Origin of the sequence: Nocardiopsis yanglingensis (assembly GCF_045809185.1) — a bacterium.
Lineage (GTDB): Bacteria > Pseudomonadota > Gammaproteobacteria > Xanthomonadales > Xanthomonadaceae > Stenotrophomonas > Stenotrophomonas yanglingensis.
On the sequence record NZ_JBJNRH010000002.1, the window covers coordinates 252,290 to 274,017 of the forward strand.

General features: G+C 65.9%; 19 protein-coding genes. 7 read left to right on the plus strand and 12 right to left on the minus strand.

Features of this window, described 5'->3' with window-relative positions; translation table 11 throughout:
• Positions 1-10: 10 nt before the first annotated feature.
• From ACJ7C5_RS04395 to ACJ7C5_RS04405, 3 genes are all read right to left on the minus strand, one after another.
• Complete coding sequence (locus ACJ7C5_RS04395) at positions 11-1,753, minus strand: GGDEF domain-containing protein (protein ID WP_412703160.1); 1,743 nt, start codon at positions 1,751-1,753, stop codon at positions 11-13.
• A 162-nt stretch (positions 1,754-1,915) separates the two neighbouring features.
• Entirely contained in the window at positions 1,916-2,941 is a 1,026-nt protein-coding gene (locus ACJ7C5_RS04400; RefSeq protein ID WP_088025027.1) for an AI-2E family transporter, read from the minus strand.
• Between the two features lie 134 nt (positions 2,942-3,075).
• The gene (locus ACJ7C5_RS04405; RefSeq protein ID WP_412703161.1) at positions 3,076-3,927 is read right to left on the minus strand and encodes an isocitrate lyase/PEP mutase family protein; all 852 of its coding nucleotides are present in this window, start codon (positions 3,925-3,927) and stop codon (positions 3,076-3,078) included.
• A 108-nt stretch (positions 3,928-4,035) separates the two neighbouring features.
• Here ACJ7C5_RS04405 and ACJ7C5_RS04410 point away from each other — a divergent pair, with 108 nt between their 5' ends.
• Positions 4,036-4,932, plus strand: a complete 897-nt coding sequence (locus tag ACJ7C5_RS04410; RefSeq protein WP_412703162.1) for a LysR family transcriptional regulator — start codon at positions 4,036-4,038, stop codon at positions 4,930-4,932.
• Here ACJ7C5_RS04410 and ACJ7C5_RS04415 read toward each other — a convergent pair.
• Together ACJ7C5_RS04415 and ACJ7C5_RS04420 are read right to left on the minus strand one after the other, a co-directional pair.
• Complete coding sequence (locus ACJ7C5_RS04415) at positions 4,920-5,972, minus strand: sensor domain-containing diguanylate cyclase (RefSeq protein WP_412703163.1); 1,053 nt, start codon at positions 5,970-5,972, stop codon at positions 4,920-4,922. The two genes, ACJ7C5_RS04410 and ACJ7C5_RS04415, sit on opposite strands and share 13 nt — an antisense overlap.
• A 114-nt stretch (positions 5,973-6,086) precedes the next feature.
• Complete coding sequence (locus ACJ7C5_RS04420; RefSeq protein ID WP_088025020.1) at positions 6,087-7,094, minus strand: LacI family DNA-binding transcriptional regulator; 1,008 nt, start codon at positions 7,092-7,094, stop codon at positions 6,087-6,089.
• A gap of 95 nt (positions 7,095-7,189) precedes the next feature.
• Between ACJ7C5_RS04420 and ACJ7C5_RS04425 the strand changes: the two genes are divergently transcribed.
• The 5 genes from ACJ7C5_RS04425 to ACJ7C5_RS04445 are packed head-to-tail and all read left to right on the plus strand — an operon-like array spanning position 7,190 to position 11,822.
• A complete protein-coding gene (locus ACJ7C5_RS04425) occupies positions 7,190-8,242 on the plus strand; it encodes a sugar phosphate isomerase/epimerase family protein (RefSeq protein ID WP_412703164.1) in 1,053 nt (350 codons plus the stop codon).
• A gap of 27 nt (positions 8,243-8,269) precedes the next feature.
• Positions 8,270-9,487: a nucleoside permease gene (locus ACJ7C5_RS04430; protein ID WP_412703165.1), complete on the plus strand. Its 1,218-nt coding sequence runs from the start codon at positions 8,270-8,272 to the stop codon at positions 9,485-9,487.
• A 12-nt stretch (positions 9,488-9,499) separates the two neighbouring features.
• Positions 9,500-10,624 (plus strand): Gfo/Idh/MocA family protein, encoded by a 1,125-nt coding sequence (locus ACJ7C5_RS04435; RefSeq protein WP_412703166.1) that lies wholly within the window; start codon positions 9,500-9,502, stop codon positions 10,622-10,624.
• Positions 10,625-10,643: 19 nt separating this feature from the next.
• Positions 10,644-11,507, plus strand: a complete 864-nt coding sequence (locus ACJ7C5_RS04440; RefSeq protein ID WP_412703167.1) for a sugar phosphate isomerase/epimerase family protein — start codon at positions 10,644-10,646, stop codon at positions 11,505-11,507.
• Between the two features lie 18 nt (positions 11,508-11,525).
• Positions 11,526-11,822, plus strand: coding sequence for a c-type cytochrome (locus tag ACJ7C5_RS04445; protein WP_412703168.1), 297 nt, complete (start codon positions 11,526-11,528; stop codon positions 11,820-11,822).
• Positions 11,823-11,852: 30 nt separating this feature from the next.
• On the opposite strand, the gene ACJ7C5_RS04450 is transcribed toward ACJ7C5_RS04445, so the two are convergent.
• From ACJ7C5_RS04450 to ACJ7C5_RS04470, 5 genes are all read right to left on the minus strand, one after another.
• Positions 11,853-12,611, minus strand: a complete 759-nt coding sequence (locus ACJ7C5_RS04450; RefSeq protein ID WP_412703169.1) for a 3-keto-disaccharide hydrolase — start codon at positions 12,609-12,611, stop codon at positions 11,853-11,855.
• Entirely contained in the window at positions 12,611-13,186 is a 576-nt protein-coding gene (locus ACJ7C5_RS04455) for a gluconate 2-dehydrogenase subunit 3 family protein (RefSeq protein WP_412703170.1), read from the minus strand. The genes ACJ7C5_RS04450 and ACJ7C5_RS04455 overlap by 1 nt, the downstream gene beginning before the upstream one ends.
• Positions 13,186-14,871, minus strand: coding sequence for a GMC oxidoreductase (locus tag ACJ7C5_RS04460; RefSeq protein ID WP_412703171.1), 1,686 nt, complete (start codon positions 14,869-14,871; stop codon positions 13,186-13,188). The genes ACJ7C5_RS04455 and ACJ7C5_RS04460 overlap by 1 nt, the downstream gene beginning before the upstream one ends.
• A gap of 27 nt (positions 14,872-14,898) precedes the next feature.
• Positions 14,899-15,795 (minus strand): hydroxypyruvate isomerase family protein, encoded by an 897-nt coding sequence (locus ACJ7C5_RS04465; RefSeq protein WP_412703172.1) that lies wholly within the window; start codon positions 15,793-15,795, stop codon positions 14,899-14,901.
• Positions 15,796-15,997: 202 nt separating this feature from the next.
• Positions 15,998-16,570, minus strand: coding sequence for a single-stranded DNA-binding protein (locus ACJ7C5_RS04470; RefSeq protein WP_043034165.1), 573 nt, complete (start codon positions 16,568-16,570; stop codon positions 15,998-16,000).
• Between the two features lie 292 nt (positions 16,571-16,862).
• Here ACJ7C5_RS04470 and ACJ7C5_RS04475 point away from each other — a divergent pair, with 292 nt between their 5' ends.
• Entirely contained in the window at positions 16,863-17,894 is a 1,032-nt protein-coding gene (locus ACJ7C5_RS04475) for a LacI family DNA-binding transcriptional regulator (RefSeq protein ID WP_412703173.1), read from the plus strand.
• A gap of 96 nt (positions 17,895-17,990) precedes the next feature.
• On the opposite strand, the gene ACJ7C5_RS04480 is transcribed toward ACJ7C5_RS04475, so the two are convergent.
• Entirely contained in the window at positions 17,991-20,021 is a 2,031-nt protein-coding gene (locus ACJ7C5_RS04480; RefSeq protein ID WP_412703174.1) for a PAS domain-containing protein, read from the minus strand.
• 28 nt (positions 20,022-20,049) lie between these two features.
• Entirely contained in the window at positions 20,050-21,534 is a 1,485-nt protein-coding gene (locus tag ACJ7C5_RS04485; protein ID WP_412703175.1) for an ATPase domain-containing protein, read from the minus strand.
• Positions 21,535-21,728: the final 194 nt, after the last annotated feature.

Sequence of the window (21,728 nt, forward strand, 5' to 3'; positions counted from 1 at the left end):
ACAAGATGTTTCAGCGTGGAATGCGCCCACCGCCGGCCACCCGCACGCGGTCACGGCCCTGGGCCTTGGCCTGGTACATGGCCGCATCAGCGGCACGCAGCAGGGTCCGCCAACCCAACGCATCGGTGCCACCCTCGGCCACGCCGAAGCTGGCGGTCACCCGCAGCGCGGTGCCGCCGGCCACCAGGATATCCAACTGCTGCAGCGCAAGCCGCAGCGATTCGGCCAGTTGGCGACCACCGGCCAGGTCGCCGTCGGCCAGCAGCACCAGGAATTCCTCCCCGCCGTAGCGGGCAATGCTGTCGCTGCGACGGAGATGGCGCTGCAGCAGCTGCGCCACCTGCACCAGCACTTCGTCGCCAGCATCGTGGCCATGGCCATCGTTGATCGATTTGAAACGGTCAACGTCCAGCAGGATCACCACCGCACTGGCGCCGCCCTCGGCATGCCGCTGCTGTACCACCTCGTCCAGCGCACGCCGGTTCAGAAGACCGGTCAGCTCGTCGGTACCGGCCAGCTGGCGCAGCTCGCTGGTCAGCGCCGAACGCTCATGCGACTTCTCGCGCAGCACTTCGATGGCATCGAACAGGCGTTGCATCTCGGCCAGTGGATGGGTCACATGCTGCTCCGGGCCAGGCGCTTCCGAGGCGATCTGGATGACCTGCTTCTGCGCCTGCAGCAGCGGCCGCAGGATCTGCAGATGCGCGATGCGCAGCGCCACGCCCAGCACCACCAGGGTCCCCAACGCCGTCGCCGCCAGCACCGCCAGCCGCGTCGCCTCGCGGTTGCGGGTGTGTTCGAACCTGGCGATGGACACACTCAGGTAACCATCACGCAGCGCCTCAAGCGACTGCAGGGTCGGCACGTAGCGCGTGGTGAACTCGGCTGCGGTCCACGGCGGCGGCAGGCCACGTCGTCCGTCTTCGATCAGTTGTTCGATCATCGGCAGCGACTCACCGAAGAACTGCCGTCGCGCCATGTCCCAATGCCAGGACAGCGTTGGATCACTGCGGAAGACCGACTCGTGGCTGCCGGCCAGCCGCCACAGCTCCAGCAGGCGGCCCTCGGTCTGCAACGCCGCGCGCACCTGTTCGTTGCGCCAGGCACCCGGTACCGCCACCGGCGCCATCACGTTGGAGGCCAGGCGCCCACCGTGCTCGCGCAGGTCGATCAGCACCTGGCCCTGCATGGCTGGAATCGCCGCCTCGCGGTCGGCGCGGACCAGTACGTTGATCTGCGCCGAGGTCAGCAGGTGCAGGCGGTCGACCACGGCAAACATGCCGCTGATCGCGCGCTCCACGTCTTCGACACGTCGTGCGTCGCGCGGCTGCGCTGCCACCCGGTCAACACCCGCGCGTGCCGACTGCAGGCGACGTTGCGCGTCCGCCAGCATCCCATGCTCATCCACCACACCCGGATCGGCCGTGAACACGGCATCCAGTTGCTGCAGCGCGGTGTCTACACGCCTGCGCACCACGGCCAGCTGCAGCACAAGCCGCGCATGCTCCCTGGCATCGGCCGGGTCGGCACCGAGCAGGCTGTTGGCCGGGCCGCGTTCAGCCGAGACCAGGTTGGCCAGGTCGAAGGTCTGGCGCAGCTGGCGCAGGCTGACCAGATTGTCCTCGGCAGCGCTGTAGCGCAGCGTGCCCTGGACCAGCGCGATGGCCATCAACGGCAGCGTACAGACCACGAACAACCCGCCCAGGATCCAGACCCAGGTCCGCAATCCGATGGGCGATGCCTTGCCGGCCATGCAAATTTCCCCTGAAGTGCGGATCACTGTAGCCGCCAGTCCCGGCAGCGCCAAGCCAGTGCCGCGCGAACCGTGACCACGGGTATACCGCAGTCACCGCGAATGCGCCGGCAAGGTCTCACCAAGCGCTTGGTTGGGGCGAATGCGTCACATCCCGCCGTACTAGATCCAGCGCTGGTCGACCAGTTCGCGCTTCACGTAGGCGTAGAACACCGGCGCGGCGACCAAGCCCGGCAGGCCGAAGGCTGCCTCCATCACCAGCATGGCCAGCAGCAGCTCCCAGGCACGCGCCTGGATCTCGCCCCCGACGATGCGCGCGTTGAGGAAGTACTCCAGTTTGTGGATCACGATCAGGTACAACAGCGCGGCCACGGCCACGTAGAACGAGACCGACAGCGCGACGATGGTGATGATCGTGTTGGAAATGATATTGCCCACCACCGGCAGCAGGCCGGCGATGAAGGTGATCAGCACCAGGGTCTTGGACAGTGGCAGGTGCACGCCGAACAGCGGCAGCACGCCCAGCAGGAAGATGGCGGTGAACACGGTGTTGAGCAGCGAGATCTTCACCTGCGCGAACACCACCTGGCGGAACGCGGTGGCCAGCCGGCTGGTGCGCCCGATCAGCTCCTGCGCCAGTGGCCCCATCTTCGGCAGCGGCAATTCGTCATACAGCGCGATCATCGCGCCCAGCACCATGCCGATCAGCACGCGTACGCCCACCTGCACCACGGACGTGCCGGCGACGCCCAGCTGGCGCTGGTGCTCGGCGGCCCAGTCATTCAGCGCCGCGCGCAGCGCCGGCATGTCCTCGGGGATATACGGCTGCAGCAGCGCCGGTACCTGGTGGCGCGACGAATTGAGGATGTCCATCAGCCGCGCCAGCAGCGCGTCCGGCCCGCCGGTCTCGTTGCGGAAGAACGACGCCACGCCGATGCCGGCCAGCACCAGCGCGCTGATGATTACCGCTGACAGCACGATCACCGCGATGGCCCGCGCCCGACCTGGCGGCAGCTTGCCCTCCACTGTGGAAGCCAGCAGGTGGGTCAGCTGGAACACCAGCAGGCCCGACAACAGGGTCACCACCAGGCCCAGTTTCAACGCCAGCCACATGCCCAGCAGCATCATCAGCCAGGCCGCGATCCTCGGGACGGGGGGCTTGGGCTGGGCAATGAGGGCGTCTTGCATGGGAGCGCGTCCGGGCGGGGTGGCCCATGGTAGAGGATTGGCGGCGACGATTCCGGGTTCAGGATGAACGGGCATCTACACGAGGATTGCGCCCCCCTGACCCGCCCGTCGACACCTCCGGGATCACGCCGGAATCACACCCGGTCCAGGGCCAGATACCGCGCCGTGCGCACGATCGTCTCGCGTTCGCCGAAGCTGACCAGCTCGCCGGCAATACGTCTGCTGTCCCCGCTCGCGGCGATCTCCTGCAGCGTGCGCTGCATGGCCCGGATCGCGGCCCGTTGCAGGTCAGAGGGGATGATCACCAACCGGTAGTCGAGTTCGGCCAGCCGTTCCACTGGCACCAGCGGCGTCTTGCCACTGTGGAACATGTTGATCAGCTTCGGCCCGGGCACCCGCTGCGAGATCGCCTCGATCTGTTCCAGGGTTTCCGGTGCCTCGACGAAGATCATGTCCGCGCCCGCGTCCACATAGGCCTGCGCCCGTCCGATGGCTGCGTCCAGTCCCTCGCAGGCGATGGCATCGGTACGCGCAATGATCATCAGCTCCGGATCGTGCCGCGCCTGGCAGGCGACTCTGATCTTCGTGCACATCTCGCCTGCGTCGACCAGTGTCTTGTCATCCAGGTGCCCGCAGCGTTTGGGAAACGTCTGGTCCTCGATGTGCAGCGCGGCGACGCCTGCCCGCTCGAATGCCCGCACCGTACGCTCCACGTTGGCGGTGCCGCCGAAGCCGGTGTCGGCGTCGGCGACCACCGGCAGGTCGCAGGCATCCACGATCCGCTCGATCTGCGCCAGTACTTCGGTGAATCCGAGCAGCCCGATGTCGGGCATGCCGGCCGAACGCGCGATGGCGCCGCCACTGGCATACACCGCCTCGAACCCGGCCAGCTCCACCAGGCGGGCCGACAGGCCGTCGAAGACCCCCGGTGCGATCACGTTGCGGCCGTGCCCAAGCAGGTTACGCAGCTGGCGTGTCTTCTTCATGTGGTCTCCCTTGCAGATGGACATTTGGCGTGGGATACCGATGATGTTGTCGCCACCGGCGACCGTCCAATACCGTGTTCGTACAGCATCAGAACGTCTGAGGTTCCAATGGAACTGCGCCACCTGCGCTACTTCGTCATGACCGCCCAGCTGCAGAGCTTCACCAGGGCCGCCGAAGCCCTGCACATTGCCCAGCCGCCGCTGGGGCAGCAGATCCGTGCACTGGAGGAAGAGATCGGAACGCCGTTGTTTCATCGCCAGGGACGCGGCATCGTGCTCAGCGATGCCGGGCGGGTGTTCTGGAAAGCGGCGGAGGACATCCTCGCGCGCGTCGACCAGGCCAAGGAAGAGGCATTGCGCGCCGCGCGCGGCGAGGTCGGCACGTTGACATTGGGGTTGACCGAATCGGCAACCTACAACGAGGTGGTCACCGCGCTGATGCGCAGCTTCCAGCGGGCGCATCCGGCAGTGCAGGTGCAGCTGGTCGAAGATGGCAGTGAATCCCTGGTCCGGCGCCTGGATGACGGCGAGCTCGATGCAGTGATCGTGCGCCCGCCGTTTTCCGGTAGCGGTGAACGGGTGACACAGCAACTCAGTGCCGAGCCGCTGGTGGCGGTGCTGCCGACCGATCACGCGTTGGCGTGCCGGACGAGCATCGCGCTGGTCGAGCTGCGCGATGAGCGTTTCATCCTGTTCTCGCGGAAATCGGGCCAGGGCCTGAGTGCAGACGTGGTCGCCGCCTGCCGCAGCCAGGGGTTCACCCCGGCCATCCAGCAGGAAGCGCCGCAGGTGGCTTCAGCGATCAACCTTGCCGCCGCCGGCCTGGGTATCGCCATCGTGCCGGCGTCAATGCAGAGCATGCACCGCAGCGGCCTGGCTTTTGTTGCGCTGGAACTGGGCATGCCGACCACCACGCTGCAGTTGGCGGTGCGCTGCGAGCCTCCGGCAACGGCCGCCCAGCTGCTGGCCTGTGCCAGAGACGTGGCAACACCTCATTCGCCATAGCTGGCGTTGTTCTTGCCCTGCCGCTTGGCGTGGTAGAGCGCGCGGTCGGCCAGTGCCAGCCAGTCCTCGACACTGCCACCACGCGGCGTGGCGGCAATGCCGATGCTGACGCTGAACTCCACGCCCGGCGTGATCTGGCGCGCGGCCTCGAGCAGATGCAGGCGCACCCGCTCGGCCACGTGCATCGCATCGGCGGGCGCGCAGTCGTGCAACAGCACCACGAACTCATCGCCTCCCAGCCGCGCCGGGGTATCACCGGGCCGCGCAAACGTGCGCAGTGTTGCAGCGATATGCCGCAGTACCTCGTCGCCCGCGCGGTGGCCAAGCGAATCATTGATGCGCTTGAAGTCATCCACATCGAGCATCAGCAGGCAGGCAAAGCTGCCCTGGCCCTGCGCCCGGTCCAGTGCCTGCTGCGCACGCAGGATCAGGAAGCCACGGTTGGCCAGCTCCACCAGCGGATCCATCCGGCTCAGCCGCTGCAGCTGCCGGTTCTGCGATTTGACCCGGCGTGCCAGCTGCCAGCTGAGGATGCTCAGCCCGATGCCGTAGACGAACAGGAACGGCACACTGAGCACGATCGTGCGCTGCGAGGAAACGGGTTGGTAAGGGAAGCCGAGCGCCCACCAGGTGATCGCGAAACCCAGCACCAGCGCCAGCGTGGCCCGCATCGCCAAGCGCACGCCACCGGCGGCGATCTTGTCGGCGACCAGCAGCGCAGCGAACAACGCGCTGGGGACCGCGCTCAGCGCCACGAAGGCGATCCAGCCGCCACCGAAGAAGGAGTCGGCAACCATGCAGCGGAACTGCGCTTGTGCGGGCTGGCGGGCGCGCTGGGTCAGTACCAGCGCAAGCGCCGGCCACACCAATGCATTGAGCAACAGCAACGCCCAGGCCCACAGGCCGTCCTGACGCTCAAGAATGATCGAGGCGATGGGAATCGCACCCAGCCCATTGCCGACGAAGCGCATCCAGCCGATGCGACGTGCCGCGCCGATGCCTTCGACTGCGACTTCCGTCGAGTCAGTCAAGAACGGCATTGCCGACCCCCTTGCGCGATCGCACGTTCCACCCCGGCCCTTGCCGGGCTGCCCATACCGAGTCTGACAGCTCTGCGTCAATTCGGGATCAAGAACTCGGCAGCGACCCTGCCCTTACCCGGCCCTGGGTACAGCCGTCGAGCCCCGCAGCATCAGGCTGAACTCCAGCGTCTGCTGCAGGGGCACATCCACGTGTTCGATGATGGCAAGCAGCAGGTTGACCGCGCGCTCACCAATCTCCCGCATCGGCTGCCTGATCGTCGTCAGCGGCGGCGTGAGGTAGCGCGAGGAGGCCAGGTCGTCAAAGCCGACGATCGACAGGTCCTCCGGCACGCGGATGCCCAGCTCCCGGCAGGCCGCCAGAGTGCCCAGCGCCATCTGGTCGCTGAAACAGAACACCGCAGTCGGTACCGGCGCGGCGGCCAACATCGACATCGCGGCGGCATGGCCCGACTCGACCGAAAAGTCACCCGGCACGATGTTCAGCTGGCGCAGGCGACCACGCGCCTTGGCGGCACTGCGCACGCCTTCCATGCGCTGCTGGTGCAGCGGGTTGTCAGGTGGCCCACCGACCACGGCAATCCGTTCGTGTCCCAGCCCGTACAGATGCTCCATCACCGCGCGCGCGGCGGCCGCATTGTCGATGTGGACGCTGGGAATGCCCAGCGCGGGATCGAACTCGCAGCCGTTGACCACAGGCGCAGCGGCACCGCGCTGTTCGACGATCTCGCGCGCGGTGGGGGGCAGGCGATGCCCCAGCACGATCATCCCGTCGGCCTCGTTGCGCCGGAGCATCTGCGCGTAGCGCTCCTCACGGTCGGGTTGATGCTGGGTATCGCCCAGCAGGACCGCGTAGCCGACCGCCTGCGCGGCCTCCTCCGCACCCTGCAGGATCTGCGCGAAGAACGGATTGGCGATGTCCGGGACGGTAACCAGGATCTTGCCGCTGCGCTGGGTCTTGAGCGTGCGGGCCACCGTGTTGGGCACATAGCCCAGTGCGGCGGCGGCCTGCTCGATGCGCGCGCGGGTAGCGGGCAGCACTTTGTCCGGCCGGGAAAGCGCCCGCGACACCGTGCCTGCGGAGACGCCGACGTGCTTCGCGATGTCGTAGATGGTGGCCATGGCGTTAGTTCTCCTGTCTGCTGTGCACTGCACAACAGGTCCTGCGTGAGCCCCTGCTAGGATAATGCAATCGATTGCATCGAGGGCGAATCACGTTGAAGACACTCAAGGGTCCAGCGCTGTTCCTGGCGCAGTTCATCGGCGACACGGCTCCTTTTGATCGGCTGGACACGCTGGCCGGATGGGCCGCGGGTCTAGGCTATTCTGGCGTACAAGTCCCCACCACGGCGCCCCACCTGTTCGATCTGGCCGAGGCCGCGCGCAGCCAGGCGTACTGCGACGATATTGCCGGCGTGCTGGCCGGGCACGGCGTGCAGATCACCGAGCTGTCCACCCATCTTCAGGGGCAGCTGGTCGCGGTCCATCCGGCCTACGACAGTCTGTTCGACGGATTCGCACCCGCGGACAAACGCGGCGATCCCGCCGCCCGCCAAGCCTGGGCAGTGGAGCAGCTAGTGTTGGCTGCCAAAGCCAGCCAGCGCCTGGGGCTGACCGCGCATGCCACGTTCTCCGGCGCATTGGCCTGGCCCTATTTCTATCCCTGGCCGCAGCGCCCACCGGGACTCGTGGAGGAGGCTTTCGCCGAACTCGGCCGCCGCTGGCGCCCCATCCTCGATGCGTTCGACGCCTGCGGCGTGGACCTGTGCTTCGAGATCCACCCGGGGGAGGACCTGCACGATGGCGCGACCTTCGAGCGCTTCCTCGATGTGGTGGACCATCACCCGCGCGCGAAGATCCTGTACGACCCCAGCCATCTGCTGCTGCAGCAGATGGACTACCTGGGTTTCATCGACCGCTACCACGCGCGCATCGGCGCCTTCCACGTGAAGGATGCGGAGTACCACGCCAGTGCCAGCAGCGGCGTTTACGGCGGCTACCAGGACTGGATCGATCGCCCGGGCCGGTTCCGTTCACTCGGCGACGGCCAGATCGACTTCAGGGCGATCTTCTCCAAGTTCGCCCAGTACGACTTCCCCGGATGGGCGGTACTGGAATGGGAGTGCTGCCTGAAGCACCCGGAAGACGGCGCACGCGAGGGTGCCGCCTTCATCCGCGACCACATCATCCGGGTGACCGAGCGCGCCTTCGACGACTTCGCCGACAGCGGCACCGACGCCGCATCACTGCACCGCATGCTGGGAATCTGAGCCGATACCGCCCCGGGAGGGCAAGCCATGACGCACGCCATGTCGCGCTTGGGCGCGATGATGTTTCTGCAGTTCTTCATCTGGGGGGCGTGGTTCGTCACCCTGGGCACCTATCTGGTGCAGGGCCCGCTGCAGGCCAGCGCGAGCCAGGTAGCGACGGCCTTCCTCAGCCAGTCCATCGGCGCCATCGTGGCGCCGTTCCTGGTCGGCCTGATCGCAGATCGTTACTTCGCCGCGCAGCGTATCCTCGCGTTGCTGCATCTGGCTGGTGCCGTGCTGATGTGGCTGGCGTCCACCGCCACCAGTTTCAGCATGTTCTCCGCCTGCGTCATGGGCTACATGCTGTTGTTCATGCCGACGCTGGCATTGGCCAACAGCGTAGCCATGCGGCACATGCAATCGCCCGAGAAACAGTTCCCGCTGGTGCGGGTGGCGGGCAGCATCGGCTGGATCGTCGCAGGCGTGCTGATCGGCTGGCTGGGCTGGGAGCAGGCCCATCGGCTCGAACTGACCTTCCGCATGGCGGCGCTGGCATCACTGGTACTGGGCCTGTATGCCTTCACCCTGCCGCACACACCGCCGCTGGCCAAGCAGCGCGACGCCGGGCTCGGGCAGATCCTCGGCCTGGATTCGCTGCGGCTGCTGAGGTCGCGCGCCTATCTGGTGTTCTTCCTGGCATCCATCGCCATCTGCATCCCGCTGTCGTTCTACTACAACTTCACCAATCCGTATCTCAACGACCTGGGCGTGCGCGGCGCAGCGGGCCTGCAGTCGCTGGGCCAGGTCTCCGAAGTGCTGCTGATGCTGGCCATGCCGTTCCTGTTCGTGCGGCTGGGGGTGAAGACCATGCTGGCGGTGGGCATGGCCGCCTGGGTGGTGCGCTACGCGATGTTCGCCTTCGGCGATGCGGGCAGCGGTTTCTCGCTACTGGTGATCGGCATCGTGCTGCACGGCATCTGCTACGACTTCTTCTTCGTCACCGGCCAGATCTACACCGATGCCCATGCTGGCCCCGCCGCGCGCAGCAGCGCGCAGGGGTTCATCACCCTGGCCACGTACGGCGTGGGCATGCTGATCGGCACTTTCCTGTCCGGCGCGGTGGTGGAGCACTTCACCACGGCCGCCGGACGCGACTGGCAGCAGATCTGGCTGTTCCCGGCCGCTGTCGCGCTGGTGGTGCTGATCGCCTTCCTGCTGCTGTTCCGCGACCGGCCCGCCGTGGCCGCCGCATCTTCCACACCCTGAGGATTCGAGTCGATGCCAACGCTTGGAATCGCCATCGTGGGCACCGGCATGATCGGTGCCGTGCACCGCCGCGCGGCCTTGCTCGCCGGTGCCGAGGTACGCGGCGTGGCCGCCTCGTCACCGCAGCGCGCGCTTGAGTCAGCGCAGTCCTGGAATGTCCCGCGCGCCTATCGGGATTTCGAGGAGGTGATCGCCGATCCGCAGGTCCAGGTGGTGCACGTGTGCACGCCCAACCATCTGCACCGCGCGATGGCGCAGGCCGCGCTGGAGGCCGGCAAGCACGTGATCTGCGAGAAGCCGCTGGCAACCACGCTGGACGATGCGCAGGCGCTGGCCGCCTTGGCCACGTCGAGCGGGCTCGTCGCCACGGTACCCTTCGTCTACCGCTACCACCCGGTGGTGCGCGAGGCGCGCGCACGCATCGCCCAAGGCGATCTGGGGCCGCTGCACCTCATCCACGGCAGCTACCTGCAGGACTGGCTGCTGGACCCGGCCAGCAACAACTGGCGCGTGGACCCGACGCTGGGTGGCGCATCGCGCGTATTCGCCGACATCGGCTCGCACTGGTGCGACCTGGTGGAGTGGATCAGCGGCGAACGCTTCGTCGAGGTCAGCGCGGCGTTCTCTACCGTCATCGCCGAGCGCGGCGCCGTCAGCGGGCAGAGCTTCAGCACGCCGGCGGCAGGCGGCGCAACGCAGGCGGTCACGAGCGAGGACGTGGCTGCGGCGATGTTCAGGACCGATGCCGGCACGCTGGCATCTCTGACGGTCAGCCAGGTCTCGGCCGGACGCCACAATCGCCTCTGGTTCGAGATCGATGGTGCCAAGGCCAGCGTGGCCTTCAACCAGGAGGACGCCGAGCGGCTGTGGATCGGCCGGCCCGACCAGCGCGAGGAGATCTTCGTGCGCGGGCCGGGCGCCGGCAGTGCCGAACAACGCCGGCTGTCGGTGTTGCCGGCCGGCCACGCGCAGGGCTACGCCCAGTGCTTCGAAGCATTCGTCGCCGACACCTATCGCGCCATCGAGGGAGAGCGACCGCAGAGCCTGCCCACCTTCGAGGACGGCGTGCGCTCGGCGCAGATCGTCGATCGTGTCATTGCATCAGCCAGGTCACGCGCCTGGACCACCATCGGGTGAATCCCGGGAGGATCTGTTGATGAAAGCTCTTTTCCGTAGAAGTGCAAGCCTCATCCTGCTGTTCGCTGCCCTGCCCACCTTCGCAGTCGAAGCCGCCAGCACGCAGAAGCCGATCGCGGTGCAGATGTACACCCTGCGCGATGCCGGCTCGCTCGAGCAGCAGTTGAAGATCGTCCACGACGCAGGCGTCCATGCGGTGGAGACGGTCGGCACGCAGAACACCAGCGCGGCCGAACTCAAGCAGCTGCTGGACCGGTATTCGATCAAGGCGATTTCATCGCATGTGCCCCTGGCCGAGCTGCGCAGCAATCTGGATGGGGTGGTGACCTTCAACCGGTCGATCGGCAACACGACGCTGGTGGTGCCGTACCTGGACAAGAAGGATCGTCCGAGCGATGCCGCGGGCTGGACTGCGCTGGGCCAGGAACTGGGCAGTATCGCGAAGCAGGTGCGCGGCAAGGGCATGCGCCTGGCCTATCACAACCACGATTTCGAGCTGGTCGACTTCGATGGCAGGACCGGACTGGAGCTGCTGTTCGCCGCCGCCGGTCCAGACCTGCAGACCGAGCTGGACCTGGCCTGGGTCGCGCGTGCGGGCCTGGATCCGGCGGTAGTGCTGGCAAAGTTCCGCGGCCACGTATTCGCGGTGCATGCCAAGGACAATGCGCCCAAGGGACAGGCCGAAGACGAAGGCGGTTTCGCTGCGGTGGGCCAGGGCGTGCTGGACTGGAACGCGATCCTGCCTGCTGCCGCAGCCGCCGGCGTGCACTGGTACATCATCGAGCACGACCAGCCACGCGATCCGGCCAAAGTCATCCAGACCGGCGCGGACTATCTGCGTGAACACCTGACCACCCGCGTGCCCGCCCGTGCGCAGCGCTGACGCATCAAGGAGCCCCACATGAAAATGAACCTGGCAATGGCGGTGACCCTGGGCGGCATGAGTGTTGCGACAGCCGCCTGGTGCAAGGACGACCCGGCAGCGGGTGCAAAGCTCTATACCGCGAACTGCGTAGCCTGCCACGGCGCCGATCGTGCGGGCATGCCGGGTGCGTTCCCGGCGCTCACCGACATCGGCAAGCGCATGGCACCCGCACAGATCAAGGAAAAGATCAGCAAGGGCGGCGGGCTGATGCCGCCCTTCTCCCAGCTGTCACAGCAGGAGATCAATGACATCACCAGTTACCTGGCGAAGTAAGCGGCCGACGATCACGCCGGCCATGTGCCACTACAGCTCGCGCACCCAGATGTTGCGGTAGCTGACCCTGGCGTCATGTTCCTGCAGATAGAGCGGCGCGCACCCATGCGGCGCGTACGACGGTGCGCCGATGTACTCGGTCTTACCTGCCAGCACGGTGTCGTCCTGCACCAGCACGCCGTTGTGCAGCACCGTGATGCGCGCGGGCGACGCAAGGCCGCCGCCCGCCGAGAAGCGCGGTGCTGTCCAGAGGATGTCGTAGGCCTGCCACTCACCCGGCGCACGCGAGGCGTTCACCCGTGGCATGGCCTGCTTGTAGATAGAGCCCGCCTGGCCGTTGGCATAGGTCGGGTTGTTGTAGCTGTCGAGTACCTGCAGTTCGTACAGCTCCTGCAGGAAGATGCCGCTGTTGCCCCGGTTCTGTCCGTCGAAGCCCTTGGTGTCGGTGGGTGTGCGCCACTCGACATGCAGCTGGACGTCGCAGAAGCCTTGTTTGGTGCGGATGCCCTTGCTGCCGGGCACGACGGTCATGGCGCCATCGGCAACCTTCCAGGGCACGCGTCCGCCCTGCTCCGACTCCCACGCGGAGACATCCTTGCCATCGAACAGCACGATTGCGTCGGACGGGGCCCTGCCTGCCGGCGTGGCCACGGTCGCAGGCACCGGCGTCCACACCTCTGTCTTCTTCGGGTCGCGCGTGGCGTCGGCACCGTTCTGCGCGAACACGGGTGCGGCGGCCAGCACGGTGGCCGCGATCAGCAGCGGCTTGATTATCCTGTTGCGCTCCATCAGCTGGTCCCCCAAGCGGGCGTGCCGGGAACATAGGCGAGGTCGCCATCGTAGCGCCCCGGCACGGCAACGTACTGCAGCACCCCGGTCGCGCCGACTTTGGAGGTAAAGAATCCGAAGATGGCCAGCTGCTTGATCATCGTGAAGTAGTGCGGCATCGCCTCACCTTCTTCAGGCGTACCAGTCTCGGTCACATCGGCAGAGCGTGCCTTGGCTTCTGCATCGAGCATGCGCAGCAATTCGGTGCGGGCTTCCGGTGTGAGCGACACAAAGCGGCCGCCGGCGCGTTTATCGATATCGGTCAGCCCTGCGCGGAAGGTCGCCAGCTGCCGGGCGGTGTAGCAGTCGCTGACGAAGGTCGCCATGAACAGGCCGGCGCCGGCATCCTTCGCCCCTGGCGTCCGGGTCCGCGGCAGGATGGTCTCGGCAATCTCGTCCAGCGTGCCGACGTCAGCATCGGAGAACGAGACCTTTGTATCGCCAGCCGGCGCCTGCCCCTGCACAAGCGCAGGCAGGCCGACCATGGCCGCACCGGTAGCGGCGACGATCATCTTCAGCAGTTCGCGGCGATCCATCAGAGGTTCCCCGCTTTCAGTTCGCGCACGGCGTGGTCGGCCGCGCGCGCGGTCAGCGCCATGTAGGTCAGCGAAGGATTAACGCAGGCGCTGGAGGTCATGCAGGCACCGTCGGTGACATAGACGTTGGGTGCATCCCAGACCTGGTTGTGCTGGTTCAGCACCGAACTCTTCCGATCACGTCCCATGCGCGCGGTCCCCATTTCGTGGATGCCCTTGCCCGGGGCGTAATCGTTGTCGTGCATCTTCACGTCCTTGACGCCGGCCGCTTCCAGCATCTCTGCGGCATCGGCGGCCATGTCCTTGCGCATCGCCAGTTCGTTGGCGCGCATGGCAACGTCCATCGCCAGCACCGGCAGCCCCCACTTGTCCTTGCGGTCGCGATCCAGGCGGATCGTGTTGTCGTGGTGCGGCAGCATTTCACCGAACCCGGTCATGCCGATGCGCCAGTCACCGGGCACGGTCAGCGCCTCCTTCAGATCGGCACCGATGTTGAGCTCGGCGATCTCGCGCGACCAGCCCGTGCGGCTGGCACCGCCCTGGTAGCCGAACCCGCGCAGATAGCCGCGCTTGTCGGCCGCAACGTTGCGGAAACGCGGAATGTAGAAGCCGCAGGGGCGACGCCCGAAGTAGTACTTGTCTTCGTAACCCTCAACCCGGCCGGAGGCGCCCGCACCGAAGTGATGGTCCATCACGTTGTGCCCGAGTTCGCCCGACGAGGAGCCCAGCCCGGCCTCCCAGACATCGGTGGCCGAATTCATCAGCAGCCAGGTCGAGTTGAACGACGACGCGTTGAGGAAGATCACCTTGGCGGTGTACTGGTAGGTCTGCCCGGTCTCGGCGTCGATGATCTCCACGCCACGGGCACGCTTGCGGTCCTTGTCGTAGAGCACTTCCTTGACGATCGAGAACGGCCGCAAGGTCAGGTTGCCGGTCTTCATCGCCGCTGGCAGTGTCGCCGCCTGGGTCGAGAAGTAGGCACCAAAAGGACAGCCCAGGATGCACTTGTTTCGGTACTGGCAGTTGACGCGCCCCTGCTCGGGCATCGGCTTGGTGATGTTGGCAGTGCGCGAGTGGATCATATGGCGCGTTCCGCCGAAGGCCTTCTTGATACGCGCGGCCACATCCTTCTCGACGATGTTCAAGGGAATCGGCGGCAGGAACTCGCCATCCGGCAACACGTCCAGCCCTTCTCGCGTGCCAGCGATGCCCGCGAACTTCTCCACATAGTCGTACCACGGCGCGATGTCGGCATAGCGGATCGGCCAATCGGCCGCGATGCCGTCCTTGAGGTTCGCCTCGAAGTCCAGGTCGGAGAAGCGATAGCTCTGCCGGCCCCATAGCAATGAGCGGCCGCCGACGTGGTAACCACGGAACCAGTCGAAGCGCTTGGTCTCAATGTAGGGCGAGTCCTGCTCGTTGGTCCACATTCCTTCCAGGTTTTCGGCCAGGCCATAGTCGCGCATCAGCACCGGGAAGTCGGCCTTCATCGCCTGGGTGGGCCGGTTGCGATGCGGGAAGTCCCACGCCTCCTTCATCGCATTGACGTAGTCCTTGACGTGTTCGATGTTGCGTCCGCGTTCCAGCATCAGGACCTTCAGGCCCTTTTCGGTCAGCTCCTTCGCTGCCCAACCGCCACTGATTCCCGAGCCAACAACAATGGCGTCGTAGTGATTATCTGCCATGGGTTTCTCACCTGGGTGGATATCGTTTCAGACGTCGCAGAGGCGGATCGCCTCGCGCAATGAGGCAACGGGATCGGGCGCTGCAGGCGTGAACTCCTGCGCCAGATACCCCTTGAAACCGGTGTCGCGGATCGCGCGACAGATGGCCGGATAGTGGAGCTCCTGCTGGTCTCCGATCTCATTCCGGCCGGGCACGCCCGCGGTGTGGTAATGCTTGAAGCAGGCGTGATGCTTGCCGATGGTGGCGATGATGTCGCCCTCCATGATCTGCATGTGGTAGATGTCGTAGAGCAGGCCGAAGTTGTCCGAGCCGAGCCGCTGACACAGCTCCACACCCCATGCGGAGTGGTCGCACAGGTAGTCGCGATGATCGACCTTGGAGTTCAACAGCTCCATCACCAGTACCACACCGCGCTTCTCGGCGTGCCCGAGGATGCGCTTGAGGCCGGCCTCGGCATTGGCCAGACCTTCCTTCGGGTCCATGCCGTTGCGATTGCCGGAGAAGCAGATCAGGTTGCGGTAGCCGGCATCGGCCACCAGGTCGATGTGCCGCGTGTAGCGTTCCACCAGCTGGTCGTGGAATTCGCGGCCGGCAAAGCCCTTGGTCAGGCCCAGCTCTGCGCCGTTGCACATCGAGCTGTACACGCCATGGGCCTTCAGCGTCGGCCAGTCCTCCGGACCGACAAGGTCGATCGCGGCAAAACCGATGTCCTTCACTGTCGTGCAGAGCTGGGCGACCGACAGCTGCGGGAAGGTCCAGCGGGCGACGGAATGCTTCAGGTTGCCCTTGAGCGGAGCATCGGCGGCGAATGCGGGGAGCACGCCTGCCGCCCCCAGGCCAATGCTGCCGGCAACTGCGAGACGCAGCGCATCGCGCCGTGTGAGGCCCGTCGCCGGAGCCGGTCTGATCGAATGGATGGACATCCACCTGCCGGCCTCCCAACCGGTATCAAACGCAACGATTCACAGCAATGCAATCGATTGCACCATAGGGGAGGAAATTGTCTGTTTGCAAGTCGCGGTGCACGAAAATTCAATGCTGCGGGGCACAACTCCGCAGGAATCGCGGACAAAGAAAAGCCCCGCATGAGCGGGGCTTTCTTTTGTGCTGCAGGCGAGCGTTCGATCAGAACGGAATATCGTCGTCAGCGAAGTCGTCCATCGGCGGAGCCTGCTGCGGCTGCGGGCGCTGGTTGCCACCCTGGTTGCCGTAACCGCCGCCCTGGTTGCCGCCCTGGTTGCCATAGCCGCCACCCTGGCCACCACGCTGACCGCCGCCACCGCCGCCGTACTCCTGGCGCGGCGCCTGCTGGCGCTGCGGACGATCGCCGCCGTAGTTGCCGCCGCCACCGCCGCCGCCTTCACCGCGGCCGCCCAGCATCTGCATTTCATCGGCGATGATATCGGTGGAGTACTTCTCCACACCGTCCTGGCCGGTGTACTTGTCGTAGCGCAGGCTGCCTTCGACGTAGACCGAGCTGCCCTTGCGCAGGTACTCGCCGGCGATTTCGCCGAGCTTGCCGAAGAACACCACACGGTGCCATTCGGTACGTTCCTGCTGGTTGCCATCCTTGTCCTTGCGGACGCTGGTGGTGGCCAGGCTGATGCGGGTGATCGCCATGCCGCCCTGGGTGTACTTCACGTCCGGGTCGTTGCCGAGATTGCCGACCAGGATGACTTTGTTGATGCCGCGCGCCATAGGTACCTTCGTCCGTTGTCCAAGGGCAGACCGCCAGTGATAGCACAGCCCCGGGCGGGGGTGCAGTAGGCTGGGCCGCCCCTGTTGAAATTTGGGGGAATGCGAGAACGATGCATCTTAGCATTGCCGCCGCCATCCGCCCGGTCAGAAGACCCCGGCCGCGCAGGAGGATTGAACTGATTTCCTTGTCCGGCAATGACTTACCCTCGCTTCGGCGGACATCCCGAGGGGCATTCGCGTCTACCCATGGCATCATGCCCGGGCACCTTTCCCCTGCCCCCTCTGCGTGCCCATGACGATCAAAGGCAAAGCCACCTCCCTGGACATCGCCCACCTGGCCGGGGTCTCCCAGCCGACCGTGTCGCGGGCCCTGCGTGGCAGCCCGATGGTCAACGCCGAGACCCGTGAGCGCATCCTGCGCATCGCCCGCGAGCTGAACTACAAGGTCGACAAGAACGCCTCCAGCCTGCGCCTGCGCAACGCCGGCACGCTGGCACTGCTGTTCTTCGAGGACCCGACCAACGACGACTCGCTGATCAACCCGTTCTTCCATTCGATGCTCGGCTCGATCACCCGCGCCTGCGCCCTGCACGGGCAGGACCTGCTGGTCTCGTTCCAGCAGCTGTCCACCGACTGGCAGGCCGATTACGAGGACAGCAACAAGGCCGACGGCATCATCCTGCTCGGCTACGGCGACTACCACGAATCGCGCGACCGCCTGCAGCGGCTGGTCGAACAGGGCACGCATTTCGTGCGCTGGGGCGCTGCCCTGCCCGGCCAGCCGGGCGTGTCGATCGGCAGCGACAACTTCCAGGGCGGGCACGACATCACCACCCACCTGCTGCAGCAGGGCTGCCGCCGCGTCGCCTTCCTCGGCCATGCCTCCAGCCACTACCCCGAATTCCAGGAGCGCTACCGCGGCCATGTCGCGGCCCTGCAGGAACACGGCCTGGCCGCCGAGCCGGCGCTGCAGCACGATGCGATCACCACTGAAGCCTCCGGCCAGGAGGCCTGCCAGGCACTGCTGGCGCGCGGCGAGCCGATCGATGCGATCTGCGCGGCCAGCGACCTGATCGCCATCGGCGCGATGCGCGCCCTGCGCGAAGCCGGGCTGCGGGTGCCGCAGGACGTGGCGGTGACCGGCTTTGACGACATCCCGCTGGCGGCCTCGGTATCTCCGGCGCTGACCACCGTGCAGCAGGACACCAAGCAGGCCGGGCAGCTGCTGGTGGAACGCCTGTTGGCCCTGATCGGGCGGCAGCCGGTGGACAGCCAGAGCATCCCGGTGAAGCTGGTAGTGCGGGAATCGTCGCTGTGCGGATAGTGTCGAGCTTGCTCGACCAGCGGATGCGACTCCAGTCGGGAAAGAACAGCCGAGCATGGCTCGGCTCTGCACATAACCCGTCGAGCAGGCCAGACTCTACGAATTGCCACCTGCCGTTTCAGGCATCGCGGCGCGAACCGCTGCACTGAACTCGTCAAGCAGGAACGGCTTGGCGATCATCGCCATGCCCGCATCGAGGAAGGACGAGCGCTCCTGCGCCTTCTCCGCGTAGCCGGTCATGAACAGCACTGGCAAAGTGGGCCGCGAGTGACGGGCTATTTCAGCGAGCTGGCGGCCATTGAGCCCAGGCAGGCCGACGTCGGTGATCAACAGATCGATGCATTGGTCCGAAGTCAGGATCGGAAGCGCGGCGTCCGCATCGCCCACCACCTGGGCCTGGTACCCCAGCTCCTCAAGCACCACCGTGACCAGCATGCGCACCTGCTCATCATCCTCAACCACCAGGATCGACTGGCCAGCGCCGAGCGGAATGTCCTTGGCCGGAGCGGCCACTGCTTCGCTGGCCGCGACCTCCACCAGCGGAATGAACAGGGAGATGGTGGTGCCCTCACCCAAGCGCGATTCGATCGCGATGTGACCACCGGACTGCTGCATGAAGCCATACACCATCGACATGCCCAGCCCGGTTCCCTTGCCGATGGGCTTGGTGGTGAAGAACGGCTCGAATGCGCGCTCGACTACTTCCGGCGCCATGCCGGCGCCCGTGTCGGCGACTGCCACCACCGCATAGTGCCCTGCCGGCACTGCCGGATACTGGCCGGCATGCACATCCGCTTCCGCAGTGCGCAGGATCAGCTCGCCGCCATCAGGCATCGCGTCGCGCGCATTGATGGCCAGGTTCAGCACCGCACTTTCGAACTGGTTGGCATCCAGCGTGGCATGCAGCGGCACCGGACAGGTCTCGGTACGCAGCCGCACCGTCTCCCCGATCGTGCTGTGCAACAGGTGTTGCACCGATACCAACAGCGTGTTGATCTCCACCGGCCGCGCGTCCAGCGACTGCCTGCGCGAGAACGCGAGCAGGCGCTGGGTCAATGCGGCGGCACGCTGCGCCGAGGCGGTGGCCGTATCCAGGAAACGTTCCAGATCATCCACCCGGCCCATCTCCAGGCGCAGGCGCACGATGTCCAGTGCAGACAGGATGCCAGTCAGCATGTTGTTGAAATCGTGCGCGATGCCACCGGTCAACTGCCCGATCGCTTCCATCTTCTGCGACTGCCGCAGCGCGGCCTCGCTGGCCTCGCGTGCGGCCATCTGCGCTTCCAGCTCCCGCGTGCGCTCGGCCACCATGGCCTCCAGTGCATGCGCGTGCTGCTGGCTGTTGCTAAGGGCCAGTTTGGCGGCGGTGATATCGGTAACGAAGACGTGGAATCCGTCGACCCGGCCCTCGGTATCGGTGCGTGGCGAGTAACGCACTTCGCAGTCGCGCCGGCCACGTAGTGGATGTGGCCAGGTGATCTCGAAGAGCGCCGCCTGGCCATCCAGCGCGCGCTCCATCGCCGCTCTGCGCTGCTGCCATACGGTTTCGCCGATCACCTCGCGAACGTGCCTTCCGATCACCTCGCCGGTAGCGAGATCGAACCAGGTCTCATAGGCCCGGTTGGCGAAACGGAAGCACATCGAACGATCAACGAAGGCGATCAGCACCGGCATCGCATCGGCGATCAGGCGCAACTCGGTTTCACTGCGAGCCAGCGCGGCCCGCCCGTCCGCCAACGCCGCCATCTGATCCCGCACGAGGAACTGCTTGTCACGGGCCCGAAGTGCGCCCTGGACGGCACTGATCAGGGACATGCTGCCAAGCGGCCTGTCCAGCTCCACCACGTTGATCGCAACTGGCAACAGTTCCTCACGGGTGGAGCGGCGATACGACCGCGCCGAGCGCAGCAGGATGAACGGGATATCCGACCAAGCCGGTTGCTGCTGCAAGGCAGGCAGCACGCCATCGGCGCCTCGCACCAAGGCTTCCTGGGTCACCACCACCAGGCCGGTGCGATCATCCAGCTGCTCGGCCAGTTCCTCAAGGTTGCCCGCGATGCGCGTTGCCAACCCTGCACCCTCCAGTACCGCAGCAATGCTGTCGGCATCGCGTCCAAACGGCGCCACGATGCGGACAACCGTGCGGCTCTCACCGCTATCGGGCATCGGACTGGCCCAGCAGCGCCGCGCTGTCACCCACGAATTCGGGTGTTCCGGTCAGGATGCCCTGGAAGTCTGCCAACGGCGCACTGACGGTGATGCCCCGCCCGTCGATCTTCAACTCACGGATGGTGTCCTCATGCGCACCGCCGCGGTTCTTGATCACCGAAATGGCTTTGCGGATGCGCCCCTTGGCCTCGAAGAACCGGAACAGCACCACCGCATCGGCGATATAGGACACATTGAGACTGCCAGTGGACATAGTGCCCACCAGGCCATGCTGCGGATTGATCAGGAACGTCGCTACGCCCTTCTGGTTGAGGTAGGACAACATCTCGTGCAGCTGCAGCATCAGCTGCTTTTCCTGTGGCATTGCCGTGACATAGCCGTTAAGGCTGTCGATCACCAGCACGCTGCAGTTGCGCTGCTCGACCGCCTTGCGCAGGTTCCAGGAGAACTCACCCGGCGACACCTCGGCCGGATCCATCTGCAGGATCTCCAGCAGGCCCGAGTGCAGATGCTTGTCCAGGTCGATGTCCAGCGCAGATGCACGCGCCAACAACGTGCCGATGCGCTCGTCGAACTCGAAGATGCAGCAGCGTTCGCCACGTTCGCAGGCTGCCCACACGTATTGCAGGGCGACGTTGGTCTTGCCGCTGCCAGCGGGCCCAGTCAACAGGGTCGAGGTGCCGCGCAGGGGCCCCCCGCCCAGCAGGCGATCGATCTCGTCGACGCCACTGCTCACCGGCGAACCCACGAACCGCTCGTGGTGCTCGGAGGCGATCAAGCGGGGAAAAATCTCGAGCCCACCACGACGGATCACCATATCGTGGTAGCCCGCAATGAAATCCACACCGCGCAGCTTCTGCACCTGCATGCGGCGCCGGGCCGGGCCGAAATCCAGGGTAAGGCGTTCCAGCGACAGCACGCCGTGGCACAGGCTGTGCAACTGCCCGTCGCGCTCTTCGCCGGTAGAGGTCAGGTCATCGACCAGGATCACCGTAGCGCTCTTGGGCGCGAAGAACTGCTTCAACGCCAGGATCTGGCGCCGGTAGCGCAGAGAGTCCTGGGCCAGCAGGCGCAGTTCGGACAACGAATCGAACACCACGCGGGTGGGCCCGATGCTGTCCACCTTGGACATGATCAGATTGACCGTCTCGTCCAGCTCCATTTCCCACGAATGCAGCACCGACTGCAGGCGACCGTTGCCCATTGCGCCTTCAGCCGACCCCAGTTCGAACAGGTGCAGGCCATCCAGCGACCAGCCATGGGCAACGGCGACCTCGCGCAGTTCCTCGGCGGTCTCGGACAACGTGATGTACAGGCAACATTCGCCCCGCCGCAGGCCTTCCAGCAGGAACTGAAGCGACAACGTGGTCTTGCCGGAACCTGGTGGCCCTTCCAGCAGATACAGCCGTGCCTGCGGAAGTCCGCCACCAAGAATGCTGTCCAGTCCCTCTACTCCGGTAACAGTCCGCATGTACGCCTGCATGGCAATGGCCCTGAGAGGCGCAAAGACTATCGGTGCCCCTGTCGACGTCCTGTGTGATCCGGCCGACCTTTCCCAACGCATTCAGGAAGACTTCACAGCCTGCCCCCCCCCCTGCCGCACCCTTCAACGGTGGGGCGCCACCACCTGCTACCCGCACGGCACCATGACCAACGGCGCATGAC

Excerpts from the sequence above, each read along its gene's own strand:
- ACJ7C5_RS04400 (WP_088025027.1), bottom strand. The coding sequence starts at position 2,941 with ATGCAAGACGCCCTCATTGCCCAGCCCAAGCCCCCCGTCCCGAGGATC.
- ACJ7C5_RS04435 (WP_412703166.1), top strand. The coding sequence starts at position 9,500 with ATGCCAACGCTTGGAATCGCCATCGTGGGCACCGGCATGATCGGTGCC.
- ACJ7C5_RS04405 (WP_412703161.1), bottom strand. The coding sequence starts at position 3,927 with ATGAAGAAGACACGCCAGCTGCGTAACCTGCTTGGGCACGGCCGCAAC.
- ACJ7C5_RS04445 (WP_412703168.1), top strand. The coding sequence starts at position 11,526 with ATGAAAATGAACCTGGCAATGGCGGTGACCCTGGGCGGCATGAGTGTT.
- ACJ7C5_RS04475 (WP_412703173.1), top strand. The coding sequence starts at position 16,863 with ATGACGATCAAAGGCAAAGCCACCTCCCTGGACATCGCCCACCTGGCC.
- ACJ7C5_RS04410 (WP_412703162.1), top strand. The coding sequence starts at position 4,036 with ATGGAACTGCGCCACCTGCGCTACTTCGTCATGACCGCCCAGCTGCAG.
- ACJ7C5_RS04470 (WP_043034165.1), bottom strand. The coding sequence starts at position 16,570 with ATGGCGCGCGGCATCAACAAAGTCATCCTGGTCGGCAATCTCGGCAAC.
- ACJ7C5_RS04415 (WP_412703163.1), bottom strand. The coding sequence starts at position 5,972 with ATGCCGTTCTTGACTGACTCGACGGAAGTCGCAGTCGAAGGCATCGGC.
- ACJ7C5_RS04450 (WP_412703169.1), bottom strand. The coding sequence starts at position 12,611 with ATGGAGCGCAACAGGATAATCAAGCCGCTGCTGATCGCGGCCACCGTG.
- ACJ7C5_RS04460 (WP_412703171.1), bottom strand. The coding sequence starts at position 14,871 with ATGGCAGATAATCACTACGACGCCATTGTTGTTGGCTCGGGAATCAGT.
- ACJ7C5_RS04395 (WP_412703160.1), bottom strand. The coding sequence starts at position 1,753 with ATGGCCGGCAAGGCATCGCCCATCGGATTGCGGACCTGGGTCTGGATC.
- ACJ7C5_RS04430 (WP_412703165.1), top strand. The coding sequence starts at position 8,270 with ATGACGCACGCCATGTCGCGCTTGGGCGCGATGATGTTTCTGCAGTTC.
- ACJ7C5_RS04455 (WP_412703170.1), bottom strand. The coding sequence starts at position 13,186 with ATGGATCGCCGCGAACTGCTGAAGATGATCGTCGCCGCTACCGGTGCG.
- ACJ7C5_RS04420 (WP_088025020.1), bottom strand. The coding sequence starts at position 7,094 with ATGGCCACCATCTACGACATCGCGAAGCACGTCGGCGTCTCCGCAGGC.
- ACJ7C5_RS04485 (WP_412703175.1), bottom strand. The coding sequence starts at position 21,534 with ATGCGGACTGTTACCGGAGTAGAGGGACTGGACAGCATTCTTGGTGGC.
- ACJ7C5_RS04440 (WP_412703167.1), top strand. The coding sequence starts at position 10,644 with ATGAAAGCTCTTTTCCGTAGAAGTGCAAGCCTCATCCTGCTGTTCGCT.
- ACJ7C5_RS04465 (WP_412703172.1), bottom strand. The coding sequence starts at position 15,795 with ATGTCCATCCATTCGATCAGACCGGCTCCGGCGACGGGCCTCACACGG.